This window comes from Varibaculum sp. GTC20041, from assembly GCF_055387755.1.
This window is the reverse complement of the sequence record NZ_AP041144.1, coordinates 1,665,596-1,686,847: the sequence shown is the minus strand read 5'-3', so window position 1 is coordinate 1,686,847 and position 21,252 is coordinate 1,665,596. Positions and strand designations below refer to the sequence as shown.

26 protein-coding genes are annotated in these 21,252 nt (G+C 55.3%); 2 read left to right on the top strand and 24 right to left on the bottom strand.

Going from position 1 to position 21,252, the window contains the following annotated elements; all coding sequences use genetic code 11:
• A complete protein-coding gene (locus tag ACZ5BI_RS07205; protein ID WP_464896020.1) occupies positions 1–849 on the top strand; it encodes a hypothetical protein in 849 nt (282 codons plus the stop codon).
• Positions 837–1,700 carry a tyrosine-type recombinase/integrase gene (locus ACZ5BI_RS07200; RefSeq protein ID WP_464896019.1) on the top strand — a complete coding sequence of 288 codons (864 nt, stop codon included), beginning with the start codon at positions 837–839 and terminating at the stop codon, positions 1,698–1,700. The genes ACZ5BI_RS07205 and ACZ5BI_RS07200 overlap by 13 nt, the downstream gene beginning before the upstream one ends.
• Here ACZ5BI_RS07200 and ACZ5BI_RS07195 read toward each other — a convergent pair.
• The 24 genes from ACZ5BI_RS07195 to ACZ5BI_RS07080 all read right to left on the bottom strand — a co-directional run bounded on the left by ACZ5BI_RS07195 (position 1,697) and on the right by ACZ5BI_RS07080 (position 21,249).
• Positions 1,697–2,134, bottom strand: coding sequence for a hypothetical protein (locus ACZ5BI_RS07195; RefSeq protein ID WP_316689135.1), 438 nt, complete (start codon positions 2,132–2,134; stop codon positions 1,697–1,699). The genes ACZ5BI_RS07200 and ACZ5BI_RS07195 overlap by 4 nt on opposite strands.
• 84 nt (positions 2,135–2,218) lie before the next feature.
• A complete protein-coding gene (locus ACZ5BI_RS07190) occupies positions 2,219–2,491 on the bottom strand; it encodes a phage holin (protein WP_464896018.1) in 273 nt (90 codons plus the stop codon).
• 22 nt (positions 2,492–2,513) lie between these two features.
• Complete coding sequence (locus tag ACZ5BI_RS07185) at positions 2,514–3,308, bottom strand: CHAP domain-containing protein (RefSeq protein ID WP_464896017.1); 795 nt, start codon at positions 3,306–3,308, stop codon at positions 2,514–2,516.
• A 2-nt stretch (positions 3,309–3,310) separates the two neighbouring features.
• Positions 3,311–3,472: a hypothetical protein gene (locus tag ACZ5BI_RS07180; RefSeq protein ID WP_464896016.1), complete on the bottom strand. Its 162-nt coding sequence runs from the start codon at positions 3,470–3,472 to the stop codon at positions 3,311–3,313.
• 68 nt (positions 3,473–3,540) lie between these two features.
• Positions 3,541–3,900 (bottom strand): hypothetical protein, encoded by a 360-nt coding sequence (locus ACZ5BI_RS07175; protein WP_464896015.1) that lies wholly within the window; start codon positions 3,898–3,900, stop codon positions 3,541–3,543.
• A 42-nt stretch (positions 3,901–3,942) separates the two neighbouring features.
• Positions 3,943–4,104 (bottom strand): hypothetical protein, encoded by a 162-nt coding sequence (locus ACZ5BI_RS07170; RefSeq protein WP_464896014.1) that lies wholly within the window; start codon positions 4,102–4,104, stop codon positions 3,943–3,945.
• Positions 4,105–4,334: 230 nt separating this feature from the next.
• Complete coding sequence (locus ACZ5BI_RS07165; RefSeq protein WP_464896013.1) at positions 4,335–4,988, bottom strand: hypothetical protein; 654 nt, start codon at positions 4,986–4,988, stop codon at positions 4,335–4,337.
• Between the two features lie 16 nt (positions 4,989–5,004).
• A complete protein-coding gene (locus tag ACZ5BI_RS07160) occupies positions 5,005–5,679 on the bottom strand; it encodes a hypothetical protein (protein ID WP_464896012.1) in 675 nt (224 codons plus the stop codon).
• 3 nt (positions 5,680–5,682) lie between these two features.
• Positions 5,683–6,741 carry a hypothetical protein gene (locus ACZ5BI_RS07155; RefSeq protein ID WP_464896011.1) on the bottom strand — a complete coding sequence of 353 codons (1,059 nt, stop codon included), beginning with the start codon at positions 6,739–6,741 and terminating at the stop codon, positions 5,683–5,685.
• 15 nt (positions 6,742–6,756) lie between these two features.
• Complete coding sequence (locus ACZ5BI_RS07150) at positions 6,757–7,566, bottom strand: hypothetical protein (RefSeq protein ID WP_464896010.1); 810 nt, start codon at positions 7,564–7,566, stop codon at positions 6,757–6,759.
• Positions 7,567–7,580: 14 nt separating this feature from the next.
• Positions 7,581–8,483, bottom strand: coding sequence for a phage distal tail protein (locus ACZ5BI_RS07145; protein ID WP_464896009.1), 903 nt, complete (start codon positions 8,481–8,483; stop codon positions 7,581–7,583).
• Entirely contained in the window at positions 8,476–12,078 is a 3,603-nt protein-coding gene (locus ACZ5BI_RS07140; RefSeq protein ID WP_464896008.1) for a phage tail protein, read from the bottom strand. Before ACZ5BI_RS07140 ends, ACZ5BI_RS07145 begins: the two co-directional genes overlap by 8 nt.
• A 29-nt stretch (positions 12,079–12,107) precedes the next feature.
• Complete coding sequence (locus ACZ5BI_RS07135) at positions 12,108–12,404, bottom strand: hypothetical protein (protein WP_464896007.1); 297 nt, start codon at positions 12,402–12,404, stop codon at positions 12,108–12,110.
• A 104-nt stretch (positions 12,405–12,508) separates the two neighbouring features.
• Positions 12,509–12,859, bottom strand: a complete 351-nt coding sequence (locus ACZ5BI_RS07130; protein WP_464896006.1) for a hypothetical protein — start codon at positions 12,857–12,859, stop codon at positions 12,509–12,511.
• 242 nt (positions 12,860–13,101) lie between these two features.
• Complete coding sequence (locus ACZ5BI_RS07125) at positions 13,102–13,710, bottom strand: phage tail tube protein (RefSeq protein ID WP_464896005.1); 609 nt, start codon at positions 13,708–13,710, stop codon at positions 13,102–13,104.
• Entirely contained in the window at positions 13,700–14,134 is a 435-nt protein-coding gene (locus ACZ5BI_RS07120) for a hypothetical protein (RefSeq protein WP_464896004.1), read from the bottom strand. Before ACZ5BI_RS07120 ends, ACZ5BI_RS07125 begins: the two co-directional genes overlap by 11 nt.
• 16 nt (positions 14,135–14,150) lie before the next feature.
• Complete coding sequence (locus ACZ5BI_RS07115) at positions 14,151–14,444, bottom strand: hypothetical protein (RefSeq protein ID WP_464896003.1); 294 nt, start codon at positions 14,442–14,444, stop codon at positions 14,151–14,153.
• A gap of 14 nt (positions 14,445–14,458) precedes the next feature.
• Positions 14,459–14,827: a hypothetical protein gene (locus ACZ5BI_RS07110; RefSeq protein WP_464896002.1), complete on the bottom strand. Its 369-nt coding sequence runs from the start codon at positions 14,825–14,827 to the stop codon at positions 14,459–14,461.
• 4 nt (positions 14,828–14,831) lie between these two features.
• A complete protein-coding gene (locus tag ACZ5BI_RS07105; RefSeq protein ID WP_464896001.1) occupies positions 14,832–15,380 on the bottom strand; it encodes a hypothetical protein in 549 nt (182 codons plus the stop codon).
• Positions 15,381–15,399: 19 nt separating this feature from the next.
• A complete protein-coding gene (locus tag ACZ5BI_RS07100; RefSeq protein WP_464896000.1) occupies positions 15,400–15,564 on the bottom strand; it encodes a hypothetical protein in 165 nt (54 codons plus the stop codon).
• Between the two features lie 164 nt (positions 15,565–15,728).
• Positions 15,729–16,928 (bottom strand): phage major capsid protein, encoded by a 1,200-nt coding sequence (locus ACZ5BI_RS07095; protein ID WP_464895999.1) that lies wholly within the window; start codon positions 16,926–16,928, stop codon positions 15,729–15,731.
• 9 nt (positions 16,929–16,937) lie between these two features.
• A complete protein-coding gene (locus ACZ5BI_RS07090; RefSeq protein ID WP_464895998.1) occupies positions 16,938–18,173 on the bottom strand; it encodes an HK97 family phage prohead protease in 1,236 nt (411 codons plus the stop codon).
• Positions 18,170–19,699: a phage portal protein gene (locus ACZ5BI_RS07085; RefSeq protein WP_464895997.1), complete on the bottom strand. Its 1,530-nt coding sequence runs from the start codon at positions 19,697–19,699 to the stop codon at positions 18,170–18,172. Before ACZ5BI_RS07085 ends, ACZ5BI_RS07090 begins: the two co-directional genes overlap by 4 nt.
• Positions 19,696–21,249, bottom strand: coding sequence for a terminase large subunit domain-containing protein (locus ACZ5BI_RS07080; RefSeq protein ID WP_464895996.1), 1,554 nt, complete (start codon positions 21,247–21,249; stop codon positions 19,696–19,698). Before ACZ5BI_RS07080 ends, ACZ5BI_RS07085 begins: the two co-directional genes overlap by 4 nt.
• Positions 21,250–21,252 lie beyond the last annotated feature (3 nt).

Sequence of the window (21,252 nt, the reverse complement as noted above, 5' to 3'; positions counted from 1 at the left end):
ATGACGAAAAAGCTCACGGCGTCGAAAATGCCGCGCCTACGCGATACGCTACAAAAACAATTCGACGACTTTTCCCCGGCAGATTATGCACGCGAGGTCGCAACTTTTGACCCCTCTGACCAGGTCATGGCCAAAACAGTGCGGCCGTTCAATCCGGTCGATACTACTTTATGGTGGGTGCGTCCCGATATGGCGCGCCTAGCATGGGATGCGGCCAAGACCCTCCCAGAAAATACCCGTCTTTTAGAGGCTATCCCTGCCCCGAAAGGCATCCTAGTATGGGAAGGCACCCCGCTAGTGTCTGGCGTGCTTCTCACCTCGAAATACTGGGATGAACAGCGCGATACCCCGATCCACGGGGTTACCTGGGAGGTGACGGCGCGCGGGGTAGAAGTAGGAACTCTAATCTATGATCCCCCCGGCGCGGAAGACCTTTGCTATATGCCTTTTACCGCTTATCTGTACATTGGGCAGCTGAAAAAAGACCTCGAAGCGTACCTAACCGCAACTTTCCTGCTGGCTACTCAGCCCCGTATCGGGCAAATTACCCGGCACGATTCGACACCTAGACGGAGGCGGTATGTCCCTCCCGGTCCCGGCGATATAACTACCGGGGTAAACCTGGTGGCTTTACGGGAAAATGTGGCGCGATTACCCACAGAAGAACTAAGCGAGGGAGAAAAGAAATGGGGTCTTTCGGTGCGTTTCATGGTGCGCGGGCATTGGAGAAATCAAGCCTGCGGGGAGAAACTGGGGCAGCGCCGCCCCGTGTATGTCGCCCCGTATCTGAAAGGACCGGAGGGCGCGCCCCTGAAATCGTCGGAGACGGTTTTTGTGTGGAGACGCTAGACGAGACGGTTCTAATCTCTGAGTTTTTAGCGCCTTACACGGGTAAAACGCTTGAAAGATATTACCGGATTATGCTGGATTTTCTCGGCTGGTGCATCAACGCCCGTATTCACATGCTGGACGTGAACAGGGTTTTTATCGAGCAATACGCAGCGGCGAAAAGAAAAAGCGGGCTATCAAAAAGCACCGTAAGCGGCTATCTAGTCCCTATCTGTGGATTCTATAGATGGGCATTCCAAGAGGGGCTAACCCAAACGGATCACGGGGCATACGTTAGGCGCTATTCCAGGCCGCGCCGCTCACGCCTCAAATGGTATACGCGGGAAGAAGCAAAGCGGATTCTTGCCGCGTCGATCGAGATGGGGAAACCCACAAACGGGCTAATCCACCTGCTTTTGCTAAATGGTTTGCGGCTGGGTGAGACTTTAGCGACGCGGATCGAGCACCTATCCACGATAGACCACATGACCGCGCTCACCCTACCGAACCGAAAAATGGGGGTCATGGATACCGTAACCCTCCCCGCCGCCACCGTCGAAGTTCTTGGCGACTGTATTGGGAAACGCAAGCACGGGCGGATTCTTTTAGACCGTGGTCGTGTCCTCACCCCGTCGCGGGTCTATACGCTATGCAATCAAATGAGTGAGATTTGCGGGCTAGATACGCCTGTAAGACCGCATCAGCTCCGCGCGACATTCGTGACCCTCTCACTAGATGCCGGGGTGCCATATCGGGACGTCATGGCCTCGACGGGGCATGCTGATATGTCGATGGTGGCTTATTATGACAGGGCGCATGCCGCTATTCGTCGGAATGCTTCCCACAGGTTGAGTGATTGGCTAGCTGATTAATCGTCTTGCCGCGGGCTTTGTGTGCGTGTGTGTATGGCGTCCCAGATTTCGCGGTGGTCGCGGTCTGCGTTTTGCTCTGCGTCCTGCATCCTAGTGGTGAGGTTTTCTACTGATTCTCTCAGCTGGTAAATATCGCGGCGGATAAAAGCGGCGCGCTCCCGCGATTCTGCTGCCTGCTGATCCCTCACGCGTTTAAAATCTTCGAGTTCTCCTAAGATTTGCCCTAGCCCGGCGCGCGTGTCATTTTGTCCCAGTAGCATGATCCGTTTATTAGCGTCGATATCATCCCGCAGGTTGGTCTTGTGGGTATTGGTGACTTGGCGGCGGGTGTCTTCGGTGGCTTTTTTGATTTTAGCGAGCACGTAGGTGAGGACACCGACGATGAGGGCGGTTAGGGCGGCGATGACTTCCGGGGCGGTAAAAATCTGGTGCAAAGTGTTTTCCTCCATATATGGGAAAAGCGCCCCGCCCCTCTTGCAGGAAAAAGGGACGGGGCAAGCCTGATAATGGTTTTTCGTCTAGGCTTCTGGGTCTAGGCGATGAGCCGGAGCGTAAGAATCCCCGCTATCAGGCTCAACAATTCTTTTAGGCGTGTGTGCCAATGCCGCGCCTTGGCCTAGTAGTGCCGCTGCGAGTGCGACCCAGAGCGGGGCTAGGGTATCAGTGATTATCCCGTAGCCGCCTAGGATTGCGATTATTGCAATTACGACCGAGTAAGCCCACGCCCGCACTGTGGGGGTTAGCCATTCAGCGAGGCGCGGGGTGTCGGTGTAGGTGTAGTGGTTATTCATCTTTTTAGCCTCCAAAAAATCGTTAAATTAGTTTTCCGGCATTCAGGCGACGCTGCCAGGCTTTCGCGGACGCATTACCGAAATAACCGTCTTGCGTGACGCCGAGGCGGCGTTGCATAGCCCTAGAGGTAGCCGCGCCCCAGTGTCCATCCTGCTTGACCCCTACGGCGGCTTGGATACGGCGCACGAGGGTTGACCCTCCCCGCCCGTACCGCATGACCGTGACCGCCCAATGAGCCTTGCGGTTGCCTTTCCATTGCCCCGATATATAACCATCTTGAGGGGATCGCGCGAGTTGCTGGGCGCGGCGTATAGTAGCTCTGCCAGCCCAGCCATCCACGGCAAGACCACTAGCAGCAGGCCGGGAGGTGCTGCCGCTACTGTATGCGGGGCGACCATACCCGACGATATAGCGGGGGGCGCGGGCGCGGCGTAAAACCCTGCCACCTGAGCGCCCACCGCTAGAGCCGGTATTCCCATCAATCGTCACCACGCGGCCACGGTTCCAGCCCTCAAAAATCCCTACATGCGAGATACGGCCTAAACCAAAATCGAAATACACGATGTCGCCGGGGGTGAGGCCGCGCGTCCCAGAATGCCACCTGCCTCGGTTTTTGAACCATTGCGCCCCGGTGGGGGTGTATGAGTGGCGGGGAATGATCGCGGTTGCCCCGGCTTGAGCAGCGACCCATGACACAAACATTGCGCACCAATAACCGCGCATCCCGTACCAGTCGCAGAACTTGCCGCTAGTCGAGGTGGCGGTATAGCCGAGCTGAGAGCGGGCGACACGTAAAACATCACTTGCGGTAGCCATGATTATTCGGCCTCCTCTTGGTCAAGGTTTGCCACGCTGTCGGGGTCTTGGGGTAGGTCTGCCGCGTTTTCTTCGTCGTCTACGGGTAGCGGGGACGGCTCGAGTAGTTCTGCGCTTTCCTCGCAGCCCTCGCAATTCGCGCAGGGGTCTAGGTTTTCTGGCATTTGTTTTCTCCTTGTTTTGGGTATGAAAAAAGCCCCGAACAAAGCCGGGGCAAGAACTGAGAGCCAGGTTATTTACATTCGTCTTCAAACCAGATCAGGTCTGAAAAATAAAAGTTCGCGATCCCACCAGAATTAGTCATAATCACAATCTGCCCTAAATAATTCACGAGCATCTGGTATACGTGCCGGACACCATTTTTGAATATCGCTAGACCGGTAGTGGCTACGCCCTCTCTTGGGATAGACACCCCAGGAGGCAAAGATGCAACAATCCTGGCTCCTATCTTTTGCATATCAAAATTGATGAGGCAAGACCCGGGGATACGATACATGCCGCCGCGCTTTTCAATCCGCAAGCCCTTAAAACCATCGGACGCTTCTATAAGCTGCCAGGTCTTTTCGACCTCATATTTAGAGTTAGTTGCCATGGCGTGAATCAGCGGGGGGGGGGGTAGTCATTTTAAGCCTTTCTATTGGAGACGGTTCGGGTTTTCGGACAGGGACACGAGCCGCCACCCGATAAGATCAAGCGCCACTGTTTGGTTTGATCCGCCCTGATAGATACGAGCATCGATAGTGCCAGCATCCCGGTTATAGACACATGTAGATATGTGAGTAAAACCCGTACTCACTAGACAAAATACTTGAAATGTAAATCCCTCAGGTGCGCGATATGGCGCGGGAATCTTTATTGTGCCGTTAAAATTATTCGAATAATTAGCGCTAAAGCTAAACTTTGGCGGCTTGATCGCCCCGGATAGCGGATATTTTTTGCCGTCGATAATAATAAAAGGCTCCCGCGTCTCAGTTTCCACATGCGCTAAAGGTTTACTAGCCATAATATAACCTCCCTAAAATCGTGTTATGAGTTGTTTCTAGTGAAAAGGCAAAGTGCGTTTACAGTACCGATCATCTTGTAAACTGCCCGCGTAGCCCGTCCCTCTACACCAAGCCGAAAATCAGTATTGCCGGGCAGCTCAAAAATGCTGAAACCTGTTGCCGCATACTGAAAATAAGCCCCATCATCTAGTCTCTGTTCGTAGTTCAAAAGCACATCGCTGGAATACTGCGCGCCGCACCGCATCCGGGCAAACGCCCCGAAGTTCGTATCATCAAAAGCGGAGCTCCGCGTCTGCTGCACATACCAGGACGCGATAATAAAAGTTTTCTGAGCCCACGCCGGGCACGACACTAAAGCATCATTAACCCACGCCCAAGCTGCCCCCGGATTCTTCCCAGAATTATTTTCAGACCCTAAAGAGATAGTTTTAGCGGTGAATTGTTCGGCGAGCGCGTCACCCTGGATTTTGCCTTGCCCAAGAATCAGGTCGCCGCCGGTGATACGCAGCGAACCCCCATCACCAATAACAATATTTCCGCCATGCCTAACCCGTAGATTCCCCTGGCTAATAGTTGCCGCTTCTAGGGTACGTGTCCCCGTATTATCTACAGCTGCCTGAATCTCTCGAAACCTACGTTGCGCGGCGTCTATCCCAGACGGTAAAGGAATCCCCAAAACGCCCCCCTAGTGTTTAAATCCAGATTGCTAATGCTTGCATTTCTACCCATGAGCGAGACAACACGATATGCGGCGCATTATCCACCTGGTGTGTGTACCCGATTTTTACGGCGCGGCTTTCTGGGACTGTCACGAAATGCCCATTCATTGATTGCCCGAAAAACTTCATATTTATAAAAGTGATCCCGGGGTCGTTAGTGTCGAAATTTCTTTGAGCTCCCCGGTTGCCTTCCGCGTGGGTCGCAAGTGCAGCGGTGAAGCGCGGCGCGTAGTCGCGGTTATCTACGACTAGCATTTCTGAGACGACAGCGAAAATAATCCCGGCTTTCGCCCAGGGCGGGGCGGTCGCGGTTATCAAGGTTTGAGGGGTAGACCAACGTTCCCGAGTAGCCCCGTTTAGGGTGGTTAGGGTGCGTCTAGGTGCTGTGAATACTTCGGGGAATAGGTGGTCTTTTAGCATGTCGGCTTTTATCATCCCCGCGGCGAGGATAAGGTTCCCGGTCACGATCTCGAGGGAGCCGCCGTCTAGGACTTCGAGGACGCCTTTGCCGCGTACCGTCACCCCGCCCTTAGAAATCGTGGCAGACGATAACCGCCGCCCGCCGTAGCTATTCTCTTTTTCTATCGTCCGTAATATCCGTGCCGGGGTTTCCGCCGTCACCGGCAACGGCGCGCCATCACCAAGCAACGTTTAGCCCCCAATCTGTGCAACATACGGCTTTACTAGCTCTTTTGCGGGGTCTAGCGACCAACCCACAACCCTGATTTTCCGGTCGATCTTGAGCGTGTCCGTATCAATCACTAGCCGCACATCGTCACCCATATGCCAATCCACACCGAGCCGGGGATATTCATCCAGTTTTTGCGTGAGCGTGAAAACCTGCACGCCACCCGACAGTGCCGCCAGTAAGCCTTTAGCGTGCGTGTCTAGGGTCGGTTTTAGGGTGACAGAGTCGAAAGTTTTCCGCACCTCAACCCTAGGGTAGCCAGCGTTCTCGCGTGCCGCGTCAATCATCGGAGACGATAAGGGGCGATCTTCGCCCTCACCGCCACCCGCCGCCATGACGTGCGTCGCATACTCCGACTCTCCAAAACGCTCCTCGAGTGTTGCCTCGATTAGCCCGCCGGGTAGCTCAAAAACCGCCTGCGGGGAATCCGTAGCTATACCTATCCGGGGCGTTCCGCATTTAAAGACCGGGATAATCGCCGATTGCTTTTGCCGGTCTTGCCACTCGATACTAATGTGCCATTCGGGGCCGCCAATCACCCCCGACAAATCCGAAAGCCGTTTATAAAGCGTCGCTGCGTCGTCGTCATTATATTCCCGATCCCTTTTAGTGCCGCTCTTAGGGGCGTCAATCAAGAATGGTATTCCGTCCGGGATAGCCTGGCGTACCAGCCACGCCGCGATATCGGACTGATCCCACTGGTCGAACCTTTTTGCGGGCGTGTAGCGGCGGTCTAGATAGTCCTCCGGGGATGAGCACGAGATCGACACCACCCCGCTAGTGGCAGACCGGCTTCGCCCGGTAATAATCCCACCCCAAGCAATCGTTCCATCATCAAGCACCGCTACAATCCAGAAGCGCCATGGCGCAGTCAACGCCTCCCAGTCCCGTGGGCATGCCGGGTCATAGACCGGTAGGGAAAAGTTAGCGGTCGAGATTGTTTGCATCGCCCGCTCAAAAGAATCGCCAGACGCGAGCGGCAGTTCGGCATGTATCTGCCCGGTCTGTATATCACACGCCAAAAAAAACATTATTTTCTAGTCCTGCCGTTTCACAACAAAAGACCCCATAAGTTCAGTACCTTGTGGCGGGGTATCACCCAGCACCGAGAGGCCGTTTCTATATAGCTGACACCACCAAATATTTTCGCCATCCCCTAAAGGCCCGTGCCAGGGCGTAAGCCCTGACATCCCGGTCGCTATGTCGTTCCCGTAACCGCTCATTGTGACATTTACAGTGATTAGGACGGCTCCACCCGGTAGGGTCGTGCCTTGCACCTGCCCATACTCCACCGTCGGAGCAAATGGGTAGTTAGTAACCTGCTCGTCCTCTTTTTTTGATGCCCCTGCTAGGGAGGCCTCTATCCCTGGGGTTACGCGTGGGGATCCAGAGGTAGGCACCCGGACAGTGGCTAAAACTAGCGCCCCGGCGGGGGTAGCGGGGGTGCTGGGATAGCTAGCCGGGGTACCCTCGATAACTCGGATTTTAGCGCCCCGTCCCTTATCCGCGGTCTCCTCGATCATGAGAGCGACCAGGTCTATGCGGGAAAAAGTCGCATTAGGCGCAGACAAAGGCAGCGTAACCGGGTTCTTGACCCCGGTCAGGTACGACCCGCCGGCGGTGGTCACTATGCAATGCCCCGGCTGCACATTAACCTCAGTCGAGGACGCGGACACGGTACAGCCTCGCAGGATACCCGGCGCGGCCTGGAAAGGCTCCGTGTCTGATTTAGGCTCAAAAAACACAGCGAAAAGATCCCGCAAATCCCTGCCGGTATATTCCGGCGCGTTGTCCGTCCCGGCATCGAGCGCCCAGGGAATCAAAAGATCTTTATTTGCCTCAGCCATAATAATTTTTCTCCTTATAGGTAGGATTCCGCGACCCGAATCTTCAACCGCGCTTCCGGCGTGTAGCCATCAGCCGACCACGTGATTAAATGCTCCCCGACATCGATGACCGGGAAACCCCCCGAAATAGCGCCGCGCCGGGAAGCCCCGTTAAGCTCCACCGTTCTAGACCCCGGGTCAATCACGAGACGCTCACCCTCTTGAATGTCCAGGTTCACAGCGACACGCCACCCCGCGACAGCATCACGAATAACCGGATTCTTCACGGGGCCGCTAATAATAATCTGCGACAAGGGACGCGCTGAGCCGCCCACTATAAACCTCAGTTCACCCGCCACCACAGCCGACTTGATAATAAATGGCACCGTAAACGGGATACGCAGTCCGCCACTCTTCTTAGGTAGCCCGGTTTCGTACACATCCCAGACGGTCGCGCCCGTGTCCCAATCCACGGGGTGAGCGAAAGGCGACGCCGCCACTAGCGGAATCTCAAGAGACGCCCCGACCCGGTGTTTTTTCACCTGGATTTTATCCTCGCACCTGACTTGCCAGCCGAGCGGGTAATCCCGGTAATCCCGTATCCGCAAAATATCGGGGTCGCGGAGCGGTAAAGCGTTTTTAATCTTATCCACCGCGACATTGACCAGCCCGGGGCGATTAGGTGGCACCCTGACCCCGACATTAAGGCTCATGCGAGTGGCACGTATCCAGGTGCGACCTATCCAGTCACCATCCCGCCAAGCCCGCGCCCCGGTTTCTCCCTCTAGGGTCACATCATAGATTTTAGGTGCTCCATTGAGCACCCAAAATATGCCGTCGCTATCGCGTACCCCGAAAGTCAGCCCCCCTAGCTTAGCGGCGGTTTCTTGCCACCGCGTGACCGGCTCAGCCTGCAAAGGCTTGTCTATGCTAGGCATAAGCACCTCCAAGAGCATTAGCGGTTTCAGGGACAGCCAGTAAGCGGCGGGACAACATCGACATCATTTTGACCGGATCATCAGAGCGGAGAGTGTTGTTAATCGTGACCGGAGCGCCAGAGCTTCCACTAGCCACGCCCGTGCCTGACCCGGTTACGCGGTTAGCTTGACTGTAATCCGGTTCAGCAATCATCCCCGGCAGGTCAGACGTTAGCCCGGTTAGGGTGGCTTTCACATTCGCTACCCGATCCTGCAGACCCTTATCGAAGCCCTCAATAATCCAGCGGCCTTGAGGACGCAAAAGCCGTTTATCTACAGATTCCGGCCCCTTCCAGCTTGTGAGCTTCGAGGTCAGATTACCGAGAATATTTTTCACGCTGGAAAACATCGACTTAATCCCATTGATCAAGCCCTGAATGATTTTGCGACCCACCCCGGACAGTAGCGACCCTGCACTAGAAAAAGCGCTGCGAATCTTTGACGGTATAGAGCGGATTGTAGATAATACCGCGCCGACCCCGCCAGTCACGATAGAGCGAAGCGCGCTCCACGCGCCCGAGAAAATCCCCTTAACCGTCCCCCATATTGAGGAGCAAATATTCTGGATTGTCCGCAACCCGCCGTTAATCGTCCGCCCGATCCCGCCCATCACAGACGAAATCACAGCCATAATCCCAGACCACACGCCCGAGACTAGGGACGCGATACCCCCGAAAACGGTCGAGAAAATCCCGGCAATAAATTGTATTGCCCCGGAAAGCGCACCGGTTAAGAAGTTGACTAGCCCCATCCCGACCTGGATAATCCCGGTTATTAGCGGCACTACCAGCGCTAACGCAACGTTTAGGACGGTCGCGATGGTTGAGGCTATAGCGGATAGTATCGGGGCTAGCACGGATAGGACAGCGGAGATTAGCGGCATGACAGCGGCAAGAATATTCCCAATAATCTCTACAATCGGGGCAAGCGCGGTCACTAGGGTCGCTATCGTCCCAGCTAGTAGCCCTATAAGCTCACCAATACTAGGCAGTGCCGGGACAATCGCAGCGAGGACTTGCCCGATAATCTCAGCGAGCATGGGCAAGAGCGGGGCGATAGCGGAGACTAGCGAGAAAACCACTTGCGTCACCGCCTGCAACACCGCCCCGATCTGCGGCAGGATTGGTGCGAGCGCGTCTATCAACGCGGACACTACCTGCGACAATACCGGCAATAATATTGCTAAAGCGCCACCAAGCGCCCCCGCAAGCTGCGCCGCTACAAGCTGCAACATCCCCCCAATCATTGGGAGGATAGGGGCAAGCCCAGACACTAACGCGCTAACCAGGTTTCCTAGCGCGGGCATGATACTTTGCAACGCGCCACCTAGCGCGGCAAAAACCTGCCCGAAAATAGGGACAAGGCTAGACACTATCGGGGTGATTTGATTTACTACCCCCGCTAAAGTGTCCCCGATCGTCTTAAATACCGGTTCAAGTTTCGCCATTAACGACCCTATCAGGGAAAACACACCTTTAAGGCCGTCACCCATCCCGCCTATACTTGAGAAAAGCCCCCCAAGCGCGGACTGCAAAGCCGGGGAGGACTGGATAATCTTCCCGATAATCCCGATAGCTAACCCGATTGGCCCGGTCAATCCTTTGAAAGCGACACCAACTAGCGGAATCTTTGCTAAGAGCGGCGCGAATGCCCCGACAGCGGCACCGATTAGCGGCGCGAACTTGCCTAGCGTGGACGTGATCCCCGATAGTCCGCCTTTACCGAATGCCTCAAACTTTTGCCCGATTTTCTCAAAGACCGGCTGTAATTTCTCGGTTACAGCATCAGCAACATCAATTAGGTGTTTTAGCAGTTCTTTGAGGCCGGGTAGCATCGGGGCGATAGCAGACGCACCTAGCCGCCCTAGTGCCGCCCCGAAGTTTTTCATCGCACCGGTCGAGGTATCGGCAGCTTCAACCGCCGCCTTGCCTAGCACCGACTGCATAGCATTATCGAACTTTTCGAAGTCCAATTGCCCATTGGATGCCATTTCGCGGACAGCTTGCTCAGTGACCCCCATAGACCGCGCCAAAAGCGACGCGGCAGGAACACCATTTTTAGAAAGCTGGGTCAAATCAGCAGCGGTAACTTTGGCCTGGCCAGCCATTTTTGCCCAAATAGTCGAGATATGCCCGAAGTCTTTACCTGAAATCTGAGCCGACGCCGCAATATTCTTTAGGGAGCGTTCCATCTTTTCGGTATCTCGAATGGACGCGCCGAGCTTACCCGCAGCCTGTGCCGCATCATTAAGCCCGAAAGCCGTCCCCTTTACCGATTTAAGGGCGGCGTTCATCATGCCCTCGGTCTGCTGAGCATCGAATCCCAGCCCCTTGAGGGAGGCGCGCGCGGATTCAATACCAGTAGCCCTAGACCAACCTTTTTTAAGCGCTACAGCACCGACGGCGGCGATAGCAAGCCCCGCCGAGGCTGCGACCGATTTCAGACCGGCGAATGCTTTAGACCCAGCGGCGCGCATCTTAGAAAAAGACGCCGACATAGCCCCGTGAATCCGCCCGCCCACTGCCTGGAAATGAGGGGCAAGACTAGAGAAAGAACTTTTAATGCTGGACACTGCCGGGGCTGCCATAGCAGAGAGCCGCCCGAATGCCGCCCCCGCTTTACTAATCCCGGGAGCAACTAGGCTAAATGCTTTAGTGGCTAACCCCCCGATTTTCCCGAAGACGCTATCCGCGAGCCCGCCTAGCTTTCCGAAAGCGCCCGCCCATAGTCCCCCGGTTTTAGTCGCGGCACTAGCCGAGACACTCAAAGCCTTGCCGATTGATCCCGTGAATGGCTGTATCCAGCGGGGCGCATTTTGGAAAACTTTAGACCACGCCTGCGAGGTGATAGTCGCGGCTTTCCCGAAACCTTTTCCAAGCCCCCCGGCTTTTGCCAGTGCGTTATTTACGAATCCGCCGAGCGACCCCGAAACCTGACTAAACGACTTAGACGCCGCCTCGCTGTTTCCAGCCCAAGCGGTCTTGAACGCCCCGCCCACCTGAGACGCTTTAGCCGCCGCAGTCTTAAACACCCCGCCAGCTAGGCTAGTAGACGCGGCTAACTTCTTTTGTGCCGCCTCTGCGAGCTTGGAAGCCTCAGCAGTCTTAGTTAGCGCCGCATCGTAAACCTTTTGTGCCGCCGCCGCCTTTTGAGTAGCGACATCATGATCGCGTTGAGCCTTAGCAAGCCGCTCCGACGCCGCTATAGCTTGCGGGGAATCAGCCCCAAACTTTTGAACCGCCGCCGCATACTGTGCCTGCGCAACCTTGACACGCCCCGCCGCATCCGCAACCCTGTTTTCCGCGACCGTAAGCTTTAGGGATGCTGCCGCCTGATCCGCTTTCGCTTGCTTTAAAGCGTTGGAGGTGACTTTCGCGGACTTTTCCAGCGCCTTAAAAGAGTTCTTACCTAAGCCCTTAGTTGCAGCGGAAAAGGTTTTATTAAAAGCCCCGCCGAACTGTTTACCAGCCCGAACCGATTCACGCGCAACCCCGGCGCGCATACCCTTAAAAGAGGGAGCTATCGTGATCCATGCAGTCGAAGCGAAACCCGCCAAAACAGCCCCCTTATTTAGTTTTTTGTTGTCTAATCTGGTATTGCTGAAAACGTTTTCAGCGTGTCCTCGAACCAGGTTTTTTCTTCCGGATCCATACCCGCGATTAAGGCGCGTTCTGCCTGATCCGCGCTATTTTTCGGCCACGGCCACTCAAATAAAATCGGGTCTTCTTTTTCGCCCAGGAGCGCGTTCATCACCCGCTCCCAGCCACGCGCCTCCCATATTTCGGTGCGGCTCATGGGGTAGTCCCAGCCAGTGACGGACGCAAAAACCCGGCTAGCCGGGTCGGTGATTATCTCGACCGCTGCCGCTATCGCATACGACACGCCCCAATCCATGACAGTGGAAAGGGGCGTGTGGTAGCGAGCTAATAAATCGAGATTGAAAAGCTGGGGACGCTCAAGACATAGGGAGAGTGCCGCGACCGCGACTATTCCCCCGGCTCATCCCCCAAAATATCTGAGGATGGCAATTGCGCCCCGATTTCATCCGCAAACTTGGTAAATTCTTGGAAATAGCAGGTCATGATCACAATGAATTCGGTCATGCCAACTTCTTCAATGATCGCGGACGCTTTTTCATCCCCTAGCGCCTCCAATAATTCAAAAAACGCTTCGGTCTGGTCTTCAATGTCGCGTACTTTTTTGAAAACCTTGGTTTTAATGTCGAGCGGTAGTTTTAGGACACCGCCGGAAGTCTGAAAAGTAATATATTGCCCACGTACAACGGGTTTTAGGTCTGCGCGGGTTGGAATCTTAAAAGCTGGCTTGCTGGTGCTCATGATTATTTCTCTTTCAAATAGGTGTTTTTACTGGTATTGCTGGCGGTTTTGGTATAGGGAAGCCCCGGCCGGAGAGCCACCAGCAAGAAAAACCCAAAATCCCTTTAGCAAAACCCCCGCGCGGCGCGTGTGGTAAAGGAAACCCACAAAAAATCCACACAGGCACGAGGGGGTGCGAAAGGACGCTAAAAGGCCGGTTTTTCTTCTCTCCAGCCGGGGCAGTCTAAAAATCCCCGGGGCGGTTAGCTAGTGATAGCTGCGGGCGTCACGTCGCCTTTCACTCCATCGGGGAAAATATTCCATTCGCCGAATTGTCCGCCCTCATGCTGCGGGTCAGTCCCGAACTTTACGGTCACCTCGTAGCCAAGAATGCTGCCGCGCTCGGACTTCGATTCCTTGACCTCTTGAATCTGGACGTTAGCGCCGGCGCGGCGGCGAATCATCGAATTCTTAAAAATCTCTTCCACATAGAGGGCGTACCGGTTAGGATTCCCGCCCGCGTCCACTACAAAGAAGCCGTTAGCATCCGGTTTGATGCCGCGTATAAACTCCACCGTGACCGGGTCAGTTTGTGCGAGGGTGAAAGTCAGGGTGCAATTTGCGAGACCGGACGGCATCGAATAGCCCTCCTGCCAAAACTCCTGCGCGTCCCCGTCAGCCTCCAATGTCCATTCCGGACCGCCGTCGCTAGTAATCAGCCCTAGGCGCTTGAACTCGGTGGGTAGTTTGTATTCTTTTTTCCCTCCCTCCTCGGGGGTGGGGATCTTAGTCCCGTACGGTGCGAAAGCGATTGCGCCGGTCACGGGGATATTTACAGCTTTAAGGTCGTTACCTTGTGCGTCAGCTGCCATAATAATTATTTCCTCCTATTATTGTCGGAGCCCCCGTGATGTATAGGGAGCAGGTTATGTACCGCAGATGCGGATATGTCTGGTCGGTGATTGGTTGCGGTCCGACCAAGCTAGCTAGGTGGGTTACCGGTGTATTTTTTGCGTATGGTAAGGCACGGATTAGGGTGCACAGGTTTTCGGCGTCCTGGTCGGCTTTCCAGCGGGTAGGGGCTGATACTGTAAAAGCGATATCCCGGGCTTGCTGCACCCCATCCGGCAGGTCTGTGCCTCCGTCGTCTCGGACTACCACCCACCGGGGCGGGGTACGCGGATTATCTGGTTCTGGCCATGCCGCGAGAAACTCCGGTTGCGGGTGGTGTAGCAGGTTTTCCCTAAAATATTGGATTAGCCAGGGTGTCGGGTTTTCATAGTGTGCGACCTGCATCAAAACCCCCTATTTTTTAGTATTTTTTAGCCCTGTTCACGGCTCTGCGAAGATTCCCGGTTTTCGCTTCGAGGATCGCGGCTTTCCAATCATCCGCGACTACTTGCCACATCGTCCGCCTTTTTGATTTGACTTTGCGGGTGTGGATTGAGCGTTGATAATCGCCGGTGTCGTAGGGTGCGGTTGCGCGGGCTTCGATCGCGGCGGCTTCGGCGATTGAGTGCGTTAGTTGCGATATCGCCTGGTCGTGGCCGATCTGGTTAAAAAAATCCTCGTTTATTTCGACCTCAACGTTCACGGCTTTAGACATCTTTCACCCTCCCCTTATCCGGTGGATGCTTTCAGGTGCACGACGGTTCCGCGTAGGCTCGCGCCTGGTAGCGGGTTTTCGTAATACTCTGGATGCCCATCCACATCAAAGACCCGGTCGCGATCCCATAGACGTGCCTCTATTCTGTCGCCGGGCATAATATCTGCGGTTTCGTCTGGCATGTAGAGCGTCCACGCGTCTTGCACTTGCAAGCGCCCGACCTGGTCGGTTGAGAGGGTAGAGCCGGGTGCGATAAATCCGCTTATTCTTTCCCGCTCTGGATAGTCGTCCCAGTCTGCGAGCCTCCTAGTCCCGTCATACCTGTCAGTGACAAGGCGGCGGCGTAGCCTATAGATTTCTTGACTGTGGTAATTAAAAAACATCCTCTCACCACCCTGGACCGAGTGGCAGGCGATACCGGGCTAAAACCTGCTTTTCCGGCTCTAGTAGTAGCGCTTGGGATAGTGGCATACCGCCCGTGAGCGTCCCGAAACGCATCGAGAACGGCCCCGTGGTCTGCTGCACGATCCCTTGCGAGGCGTTGCCTGTTTGCATACGGTCTGCGAGTGCTCGCACGATTTGGAAGATTTCGACGCATTCTTTCGGGTCATAGCCGTGCCTAATAGTGGCTTTTATTCCTCCGAGCCGGGAGGGTAGCGAGGTTTTACCGACACGGATTAACCCCGCGTCTGAAAACTCGATATTTTCCGGCGCGATTTCTTGCCCCGCATACTCGAGCCGCTCCACCTCTAAAAGTCTGAGGGTGGGCAGGTTAATCGTCCGTGTCCCGGTCGCGTCTAGGGTGAGGGTTTCGGTGATGATCGGGCAGATATGCCAGCGGGCGTAGGCGCGAATAACCCCCCATGCCGCGCCCCGGGTATCGTTGTTACCGGCTGGCGGCGTATCTGGTATGGAATACCGGTCTAGCCCCATCATTACCCCCCCTTATTTTTGGTTATTTGTTTGCTGGTTTGACGGCTTTATTAGCCGGTTTAACGGCTTTACGGCGCGGCTTAGGTTCTTCAATCAGCAAACCTTTAGCGCGTAAATCCGCCGCCGTTGCCGGGTTGACCTGAATCCGTACCGGTTGCCCCGCGCGCCTAATCGTCACAATCTCCAAGATTTCCCCCTTGTGGTAGGTGGTGCCATGCCCGCCCCGTTGGATAGTTCCCCCGGTTTTCTCACTGATATTTTTTTAGTGACTATCAGCCGCAGACTATTTGAGAGCCTGGGAAACTACCCGCTAGGGCGGGCAATAGCACCTAGATTGATTTGCCGCTCAGGTTATGCGGCGGTCTTTTCGAGCAGGCAGAACGCGGACGGCATATACACCGCGAGCGCGAGGCGTTCCTCAGCCAGGATAGTGACCCGGTTATGGGTAAAATCGTCCTCATTCTGGAACGCGGTACGCACCGCGACGCCGCCCTTGCGGTACACGGTCGCAGCCTGCTTACCCGCACCGACAAGGACTTTGCCCTTTTCGATTGCCGGGGTTACGATCGTGGTTTTGCCCCATAGCGGCGGGTTTTGGAGGATACCGCCCACACCGTACTGCCCGGTGAATGGACCGCCCGCGAGGTATTGGCCGTTAGTATCCTTCTTGAGGCGTAGCTCTTGATAATCCGCAGGGTTAATCAAGATCCCGTCAGCTTCTAGACCGGTAGTCTCGGCGACTTTGGAGCAAGCCCGGAAAATGTCATCCACTAGGTCGGCCTTAGATTCGAGTTTCTGCAAGCCCTCACGCTTCAAAAGCCCAAGGACATTAGTCCCCTGCCCGTCTCCGTGTAGCAACTGGTGCTCCTCGAACTTTGCTAGCTCACGCAAAAGCCGGTTATTAATTTCGGTCACCAAAAACGCCTCGTCTTCTAGCATTTCGGTAGACAGCTTGATATAGCCGGCGATCTTGCGGACAGTCTCGGTTATCTCTTTGTAGCCGGGGAAATGCAATTGCGGTTTCTTACCCTCTTCCGCGACGGTAGTAAAAGCGCCCTCGACTGCCGCGCCTAGCTGTTCGGTGAAATAGACCAGGGTCGGGGAATCTAGCGCGCCCGCGCCAAGAAAATCAGCGACACGTAGGGGCGGCTCGTATTCCCGGACGATATTCCGGTCAATAGTCACCGGCTTTAAGTGCTCCGGTAGAGTGCCGGTTACGTGGGTATCGGTCGCGGCTTTATATTCCGGGCTGGTGATAGACATTGCGTCTCTTTCCCCGACGGTTTTCGCTTTCTTGAGTCTCGCGCCTAAAGTTTTCACCACGTGAGCCCCCAAGCTCTTAGCTGGGACGTCCTTATGCTCTTGTTTCTTTTCCCCTAGCGCCTTAGTAATGGTTTCGGATTCTTTCAGAGCTTCTAGCTTTGCGGATAGTTCCTTGACCTCAGCGGAGGCGGCTTTTACGGTTTCAACGTCGCCCACCCCGCTGTTTAGCGCGGTCTGTGCCGCTTCTAAGCGTTTTAGGGCGGCGGCTAACATTTCTTTCAAATTCATTTTTTCTCCTTAAATGTTTAGTAAACGGTTAGCGCGGGCGATTATCGCGTCCGCTTCTTTCTTCACTGACACATTGCCGCCCTTACGCGGGTCAGTCTCCGAGTTATCGGTCTCTGACCCGGTTCCGCCGGGTTCATCAGTAGGCTTATCTTCTTCGGGGTTTTCTTCCCCTTGGGTTTTTTCGATCATGGTTGCTACTAGGTCAACGATTTTTGCGAGTTGATCCTCTAGGGTCTCTAGGTCAGCGGTTAAATCCGTTTCCGGTTCTTCCTCGCTAGCCCCGCCCTCATCCTCGGTGGCTTCGTCCTCGCTAGGTTCCGGGGTGTCTTCTTCTTGGAGGGCTTTCACAGATTCAATCGAGGTGGCTTGATTCGCGCCCACCGGCACGATGGACACCTCGAAGATTTTGCAGCCGGTAATCTCAAAGCAATCTTTTTTATTTTCCCCATCCGTCACCTGGTAGGCGAAAGACATTTGCCGCACCCGCTGCTCTTTCAGCAGTTTGTAGGCATATGCGGCTTTAGGATTATCTAAATCTAGCTGGACTTTCACGAAAAGCCCATGCTCGTCCTCAGTGGCTTCTAACGTGGTGCCGAGGTTCATTTCAGGGTCGGAGGTTTCGTGGCACCAATAGCAGGGGATACCAGCCCCGCCGTCCCCGAACTCTTTTAGCGACTTCACAAAAGCGCCCTTAATGATCTTGTCGCCCACGGAGTCAACGTTTCCGAAGACGGACGCGTAGCCCGTGAATTGTCCGGCGGTTAGGTTGTCTTTCGCGCCTATCCGGTCAATTTTCAGGTTTAGTTTTTTGGTTTTCATGACCGTTTTTTTCCTTTCTGCTCCCGCCGGGAGCACCGGGGGGTTCTCGTACCATGCTTTGATTGCTTCGATTGAGGAGTTTGAGCGGGCTTCTTTTTCGGCGCGTTCAAGGCACGTTTTTTCGCCGGGGTCTAGGCAAATAATCCGGATTCCTCGCTCTGCCATATCCGCGAGCGCCCCGTTAGATGGCCGGGTGTAGATTGCCCACACATCCGCGCTAATATCATCCGCGAATCCGCGCCCTTGCCCGGCTTTCCTCATAGCTTCCGCCACCCGGCGGATATCGTCCTGGCCTTGTGCGTGTGCTGTACCGCCTGTGGCTTCGACTAGCCGGTCAAAATCAATGAGCGGATCGCCAGCCTTTCGGTGTTGCCGCGCATACGTGGTTTTCCCGGCACAAGGCGCGCCGATAATGAGCGTTTTCATTCCCACACCTCGACAAGTCCCGCCCCGTTTAGGGTTTCCCCGGTTTTTTCTTGGTGCTCGGTAATAATCCCCTTGAAACGTTCGGCGATAGTTGCAGCATCTTTAGCGGGGGTGCCGGTTTTTGTGAGGTCTTGGGTTAGCTCTTTAACCCATCGCCCCCAATCCACGCTGCCGCCGGCGTCGGTGCGTCGCTTCAACCTATCCGCCGTTCTAGCCACTATTTCTAGGGCGGCTTGTTCTCCGATTTCCTCAGGGCGTCCGTCCCCGCCGTCAGTCGGAGACGCAAGACCACCCTCAAGCACATTGAGCGGGGTTATTAGCTCGTCCGCTCCCTCAACCGGCTTATAATTCAGCATCCGCCGCGCCTCATTCCGGGTAAGAATCGGAGCACCGACGGCAGTTTGTAGAATCTTGTATTGCTCCGCGAAATCGCCGCGCAATTTAGCTTCAACGTTAAATTCCACGAACTGTTCCGGTGGTGCTCCAATCATTGGGGCTAGGAAAGTATTAAAACGCTGCTCTAGCGCTACGATCCAAGACCCTAAAGTGTTCGTGTAAAGCTGCCGGCTGTATGCGGTCACGTTGGAATAGTTAGCATCATCCGTAATCCCGACCATGACGGGCGGGACGTGGTAGACCTGGCAAACGGTTTCTAGTGAGAGCTTGGTGGCTTCCGCCCATTGTTCTTCCTTCGCTGAAAATGCAGTCCGCTTGAACTCGATCCCGTCCTCAAGCAGCGGGTTAGCTCCTGCCATTTTCCCGTTCGTCCCGGTGAAGTCTAGCCACATCTGGTAGAACTTGCGCCGTGCCGCGTCGTCCCATTCCGGGGCATCTTTCGGGCGTGTTAAATACCCGTTGAAGCGCCCCGCCGATTTCCATATCTGGGTTCTAAAATTCCGCGCCTGATACTGCTCCTCTAAAGTTGTGCGTAGCGCTTCTACTGGTGACCCGTTCCCGTCCATACCGTCCGGAGACCAGCCGGGAAAGCTCAAAACTTGGTTAGCGGGTATTTCTACCGATTGCGGGTTATCCCCGGTAGCGGCGAAAAACGTTTTAGGCGCGCCGAAAGCGTCCATCTCGACCGTCAGCCACTCATTAGGGAGTAGTCGCAGCTCGGGTTGCCCATCTTTCCCGATAGTGACCCACACATAGGAATCCGAATAAAGCGCGATCTGGGTCACTAGGGCGCGTAGGAATTCGCCGAGAGTCTGGTTAGGGTTCGGGCGCTTAAAAACATTCGCTAAAACGCCTTGCCGTACCCTGTCCCGGTCTCCTGCCGCCGTAGTCTCGAATACATGAATCCCTAGCTGCGCCACGTTCGTTGCGATATAGTCCACGACGGTTCGCAGGTGCGGTTCTGTCCGCCAAATATCGGCAACGCTTTTACCAATAAGCCCAGCATCATCAACCGGGGCTTCAAGCACTTGGAGTTCTAGGGGTATGCCGCGCCAGATAGATACCATTTTGGAGGGTTGCCGCGACCTAATCCGCCCCGTATATGCTCTAAGGCTATCCAAAAGGCTCATAGATCCTCCCACCAATCCCGATTTTCTTCATCAGCGTCCCCAGTGGGTTCCCCCTCCTCCCTAGTTCCGCTAGTCGCGGGGAGGGTTAGCCACCAATCGCCCGGCATCTCCCGATACGCCGAAAGCCTCTTATCTGTCTCCACTGGGTTCACCAGCCCATAAAGCGCCCAAGACGCCGCCACTAGAGGGCAAATATCGACAGGCTTCGATAATGTTCTTGCCCATGCTTGCGCCTCCGCTACTGACCGCACTAGCGCCCCGCCTGCCGCGACATCTAGGGCGGGTTGCCCGATATGCCGCAGTTCTCCCGCGAGCACCCGGTCTTTAAATTGCCCGGTCGCAGCCCCTAGCATCGTGCCTTGCACTAGCCGCGCCTTAATCTGCAAGCGTCCTAGTGGTTCGGTGAGTTCTGAGGCGGGACAGCCCCGCGCCTGAATCATCACCGAGCCGGGCGCGTGCTTTTCGATGAATTCTTGTACCCAGTCCGGCACCCAAACCATCCCGGAACGCGCCGCCACTACTTCCACATGCGGGACACCATCGGCACGCCACCCGGCGACAGCCACGGCAGAGAAAGACCTATCCACCGCCGTGTCAATCCCGATAGCAAGCGGCGAGCCCTCCATAATCTGGGAATCAGCGTCTAGGCATTTGCCCCAGGCTTCACGCGGCAAATAAGGTTCACGGATAGCTTTGACCCATTGGCAAAGGTTTTCAGTCCTGAAACCCTCGATAGCGTCCCCGACGTCTGCAAGCTGAGCCGCTAGCGCATCTTCCGTGATCGTGTAGCCTAGTGCCGGGTTGGCTTGCGCCCATGCGTCCCGGTCGTCCACCTTGGCTTTTTCCGGTGCAGACCAGCCATAGTAAGCGAAAGATCCGCCCGCCTTTATTTGCGCGATCCCCTGTTTACGTAAGGTAGCGAGGACAACGGATTTATGATCCCCAGCGTTGGATAGACATAGGGTTAAGGAGTTGCGTTGCGCAATCGCCGTGTTGGTCGCTGCGTTCCAACCGTCCCAGTTGTAATGCTCGCGCAGCTCGTCCATGATGATCGTGTCCGCAGATTTCGACCTAGCGCCCTGGCGGCTTGCGGAAGCGACCCTATAGACCGCGCCATTCGTTAACTTGAGTTCTAGCCCGGTGTTGCCCTGACGCACCTGCTCAACCGCCCCGGCAAGCTCCGGGGTATGCTGCGCGTATTGCACAGCTTCTAACCAGGTCTCCCGCGAGGTATCCAAGTTCTGCGCCGTGCCTAGCACGTAGGTTGAGTGGTCTACATACATGCGCCAAAGCGTGAGGATAACCGCGAGCGTCGTTTTCCCGTTCTGGCGGGCGACCTCAATCAAAACCCGCCTAAACCGGTACTCGCCGTTCTCTTTTATTTCGAGCATGTGGACTAGCGCCCACTTCTGCCAAGGCAAAAGCTCAACCCTTAGGATTTCTTTCGCGAAATCAATAACGTCAAAACCGAGGGTAGTTTCCGGGGTGAGGGGTCTTAGGGGGCGTGTCCAGATTCGCGGCTCAGTAACCCCAAAACGAGGTTCCCCCATGCC

Excerpts from the sequence above, each read along its gene's own strand:
- ACZ5BI_RS07085 (WP_464895997.1), bottom strand. The coding sequence starts at position 19,699 with ATGAGCCTTTTGGATAGCCTTAGAGCATATACGGGGCGGATTAGGTCG.
- ACZ5BI_RS07125 (WP_464896005.1), bottom strand. The coding sequence starts at position 13,710 with ATGGCAGCTGACGCACAAGGTAACGACCTTAAAGCTGTAAATATCCCC.
- ACZ5BI_RS07185 (WP_464896017.1), bottom strand. The coding sequence starts at position 3,308 with ATGGCTACCGCAAGTGATGTTTTACGTGTCGCCCGCTCTCAGCTCGGC.
- ACZ5BI_RS07130 (WP_464896006.1), bottom strand. The coding sequence starts at position 12,859 with ATGAGCACCAGCAAGCCAGCTTTTAAGATTCCAACCCGCGCAGACCTA.
- ACZ5BI_RS07110 (WP_464896002.1), bottom strand. The coding sequence starts at position 14,827 with ATGTTTTTTAATTACCACAGTCAAGAAATCTATAGGCTACGCCGCCGC.
- ACZ5BI_RS07205 (WP_464896020.1), top strand. The coding sequence starts at position 1 with ATGACGAAAAAGCTCACGGCGTCGAAAATGCCGCGCCTACGCGATACG.
- ACZ5BI_RS07090 (WP_464895998.1), bottom strand. The coding sequence starts at position 18,173 with ATGAAAACGCTCATTATCGGCGCGCCTTGTGCCGGGAAAACCACGTAT.
- ACZ5BI_RS07095 (WP_464895999.1), bottom strand. The coding sequence starts at position 16,928 with ATGAATTTGAAAGAAATGTTAGCCGCCGCCCTAAAACGCTTAGAAGCG.
- ACZ5BI_RS07190 (WP_464896018.1), bottom strand. The coding sequence starts at position 2,491 with ATGAATAACCACTACACCTACACCGACACCCCGCGCCTCGCTGAATGG.
- ACZ5BI_RS07115 (WP_464896003.1), bottom strand. The coding sequence starts at position 14,444 with ATGTCTAAAGCCGTGAACGTTGAGGTCGAAATAAACGAGGATTTTTTT.
- ACZ5BI_RS07080 (WP_464895996.1), bottom strand. The coding sequence starts at position 21,249 with ATGGGGGAACCTCGTTTTGGGGTTACTGAGCCGCGAATCTGGACACGC.
- ACZ5BI_RS07120 (WP_464896004.1), bottom strand. The coding sequence starts at position 14,134 with ATGCAGGTCGCACACTATGAAAACCCGACACCCTGGCTAATCCAATAT.
- ACZ5BI_RS07150 (WP_464896010.1), bottom strand. The coding sequence starts at position 7,566 with ATGGCTGAGGCAAATAAAGATCTTTTGATTCCCTGGGCGCTCGATGCC.
- ACZ5BI_RS07180 (WP_464896016.1), bottom strand. The coding sequence starts at position 3,472 with ATGCCAGAAAACCTAGACCCCTGCGCGAATTGCGAGGGCTGCGAGGAA.
- ACZ5BI_RS07105 (WP_464896001.1), bottom strand. The coding sequence starts at position 15,380 with ATGATGGGGCTAGACCGGTATTCCATACCAGATACGCCGCCAGCCGGT.
- ACZ5BI_RS07175 (WP_464896015.1), bottom strand. The coding sequence starts at position 3,900 with ATGGCAACTAACTCTAAATATGAGGTCGAAAAGACCTGGCAGCTTATA.
- ACZ5BI_RS07145 (WP_464896009.1), bottom strand. The coding sequence starts at position 8,483 with ATGCCTAGCATAGACAAGCCTTTGCAGGCTGAGCCGGTCACGCGGTGG.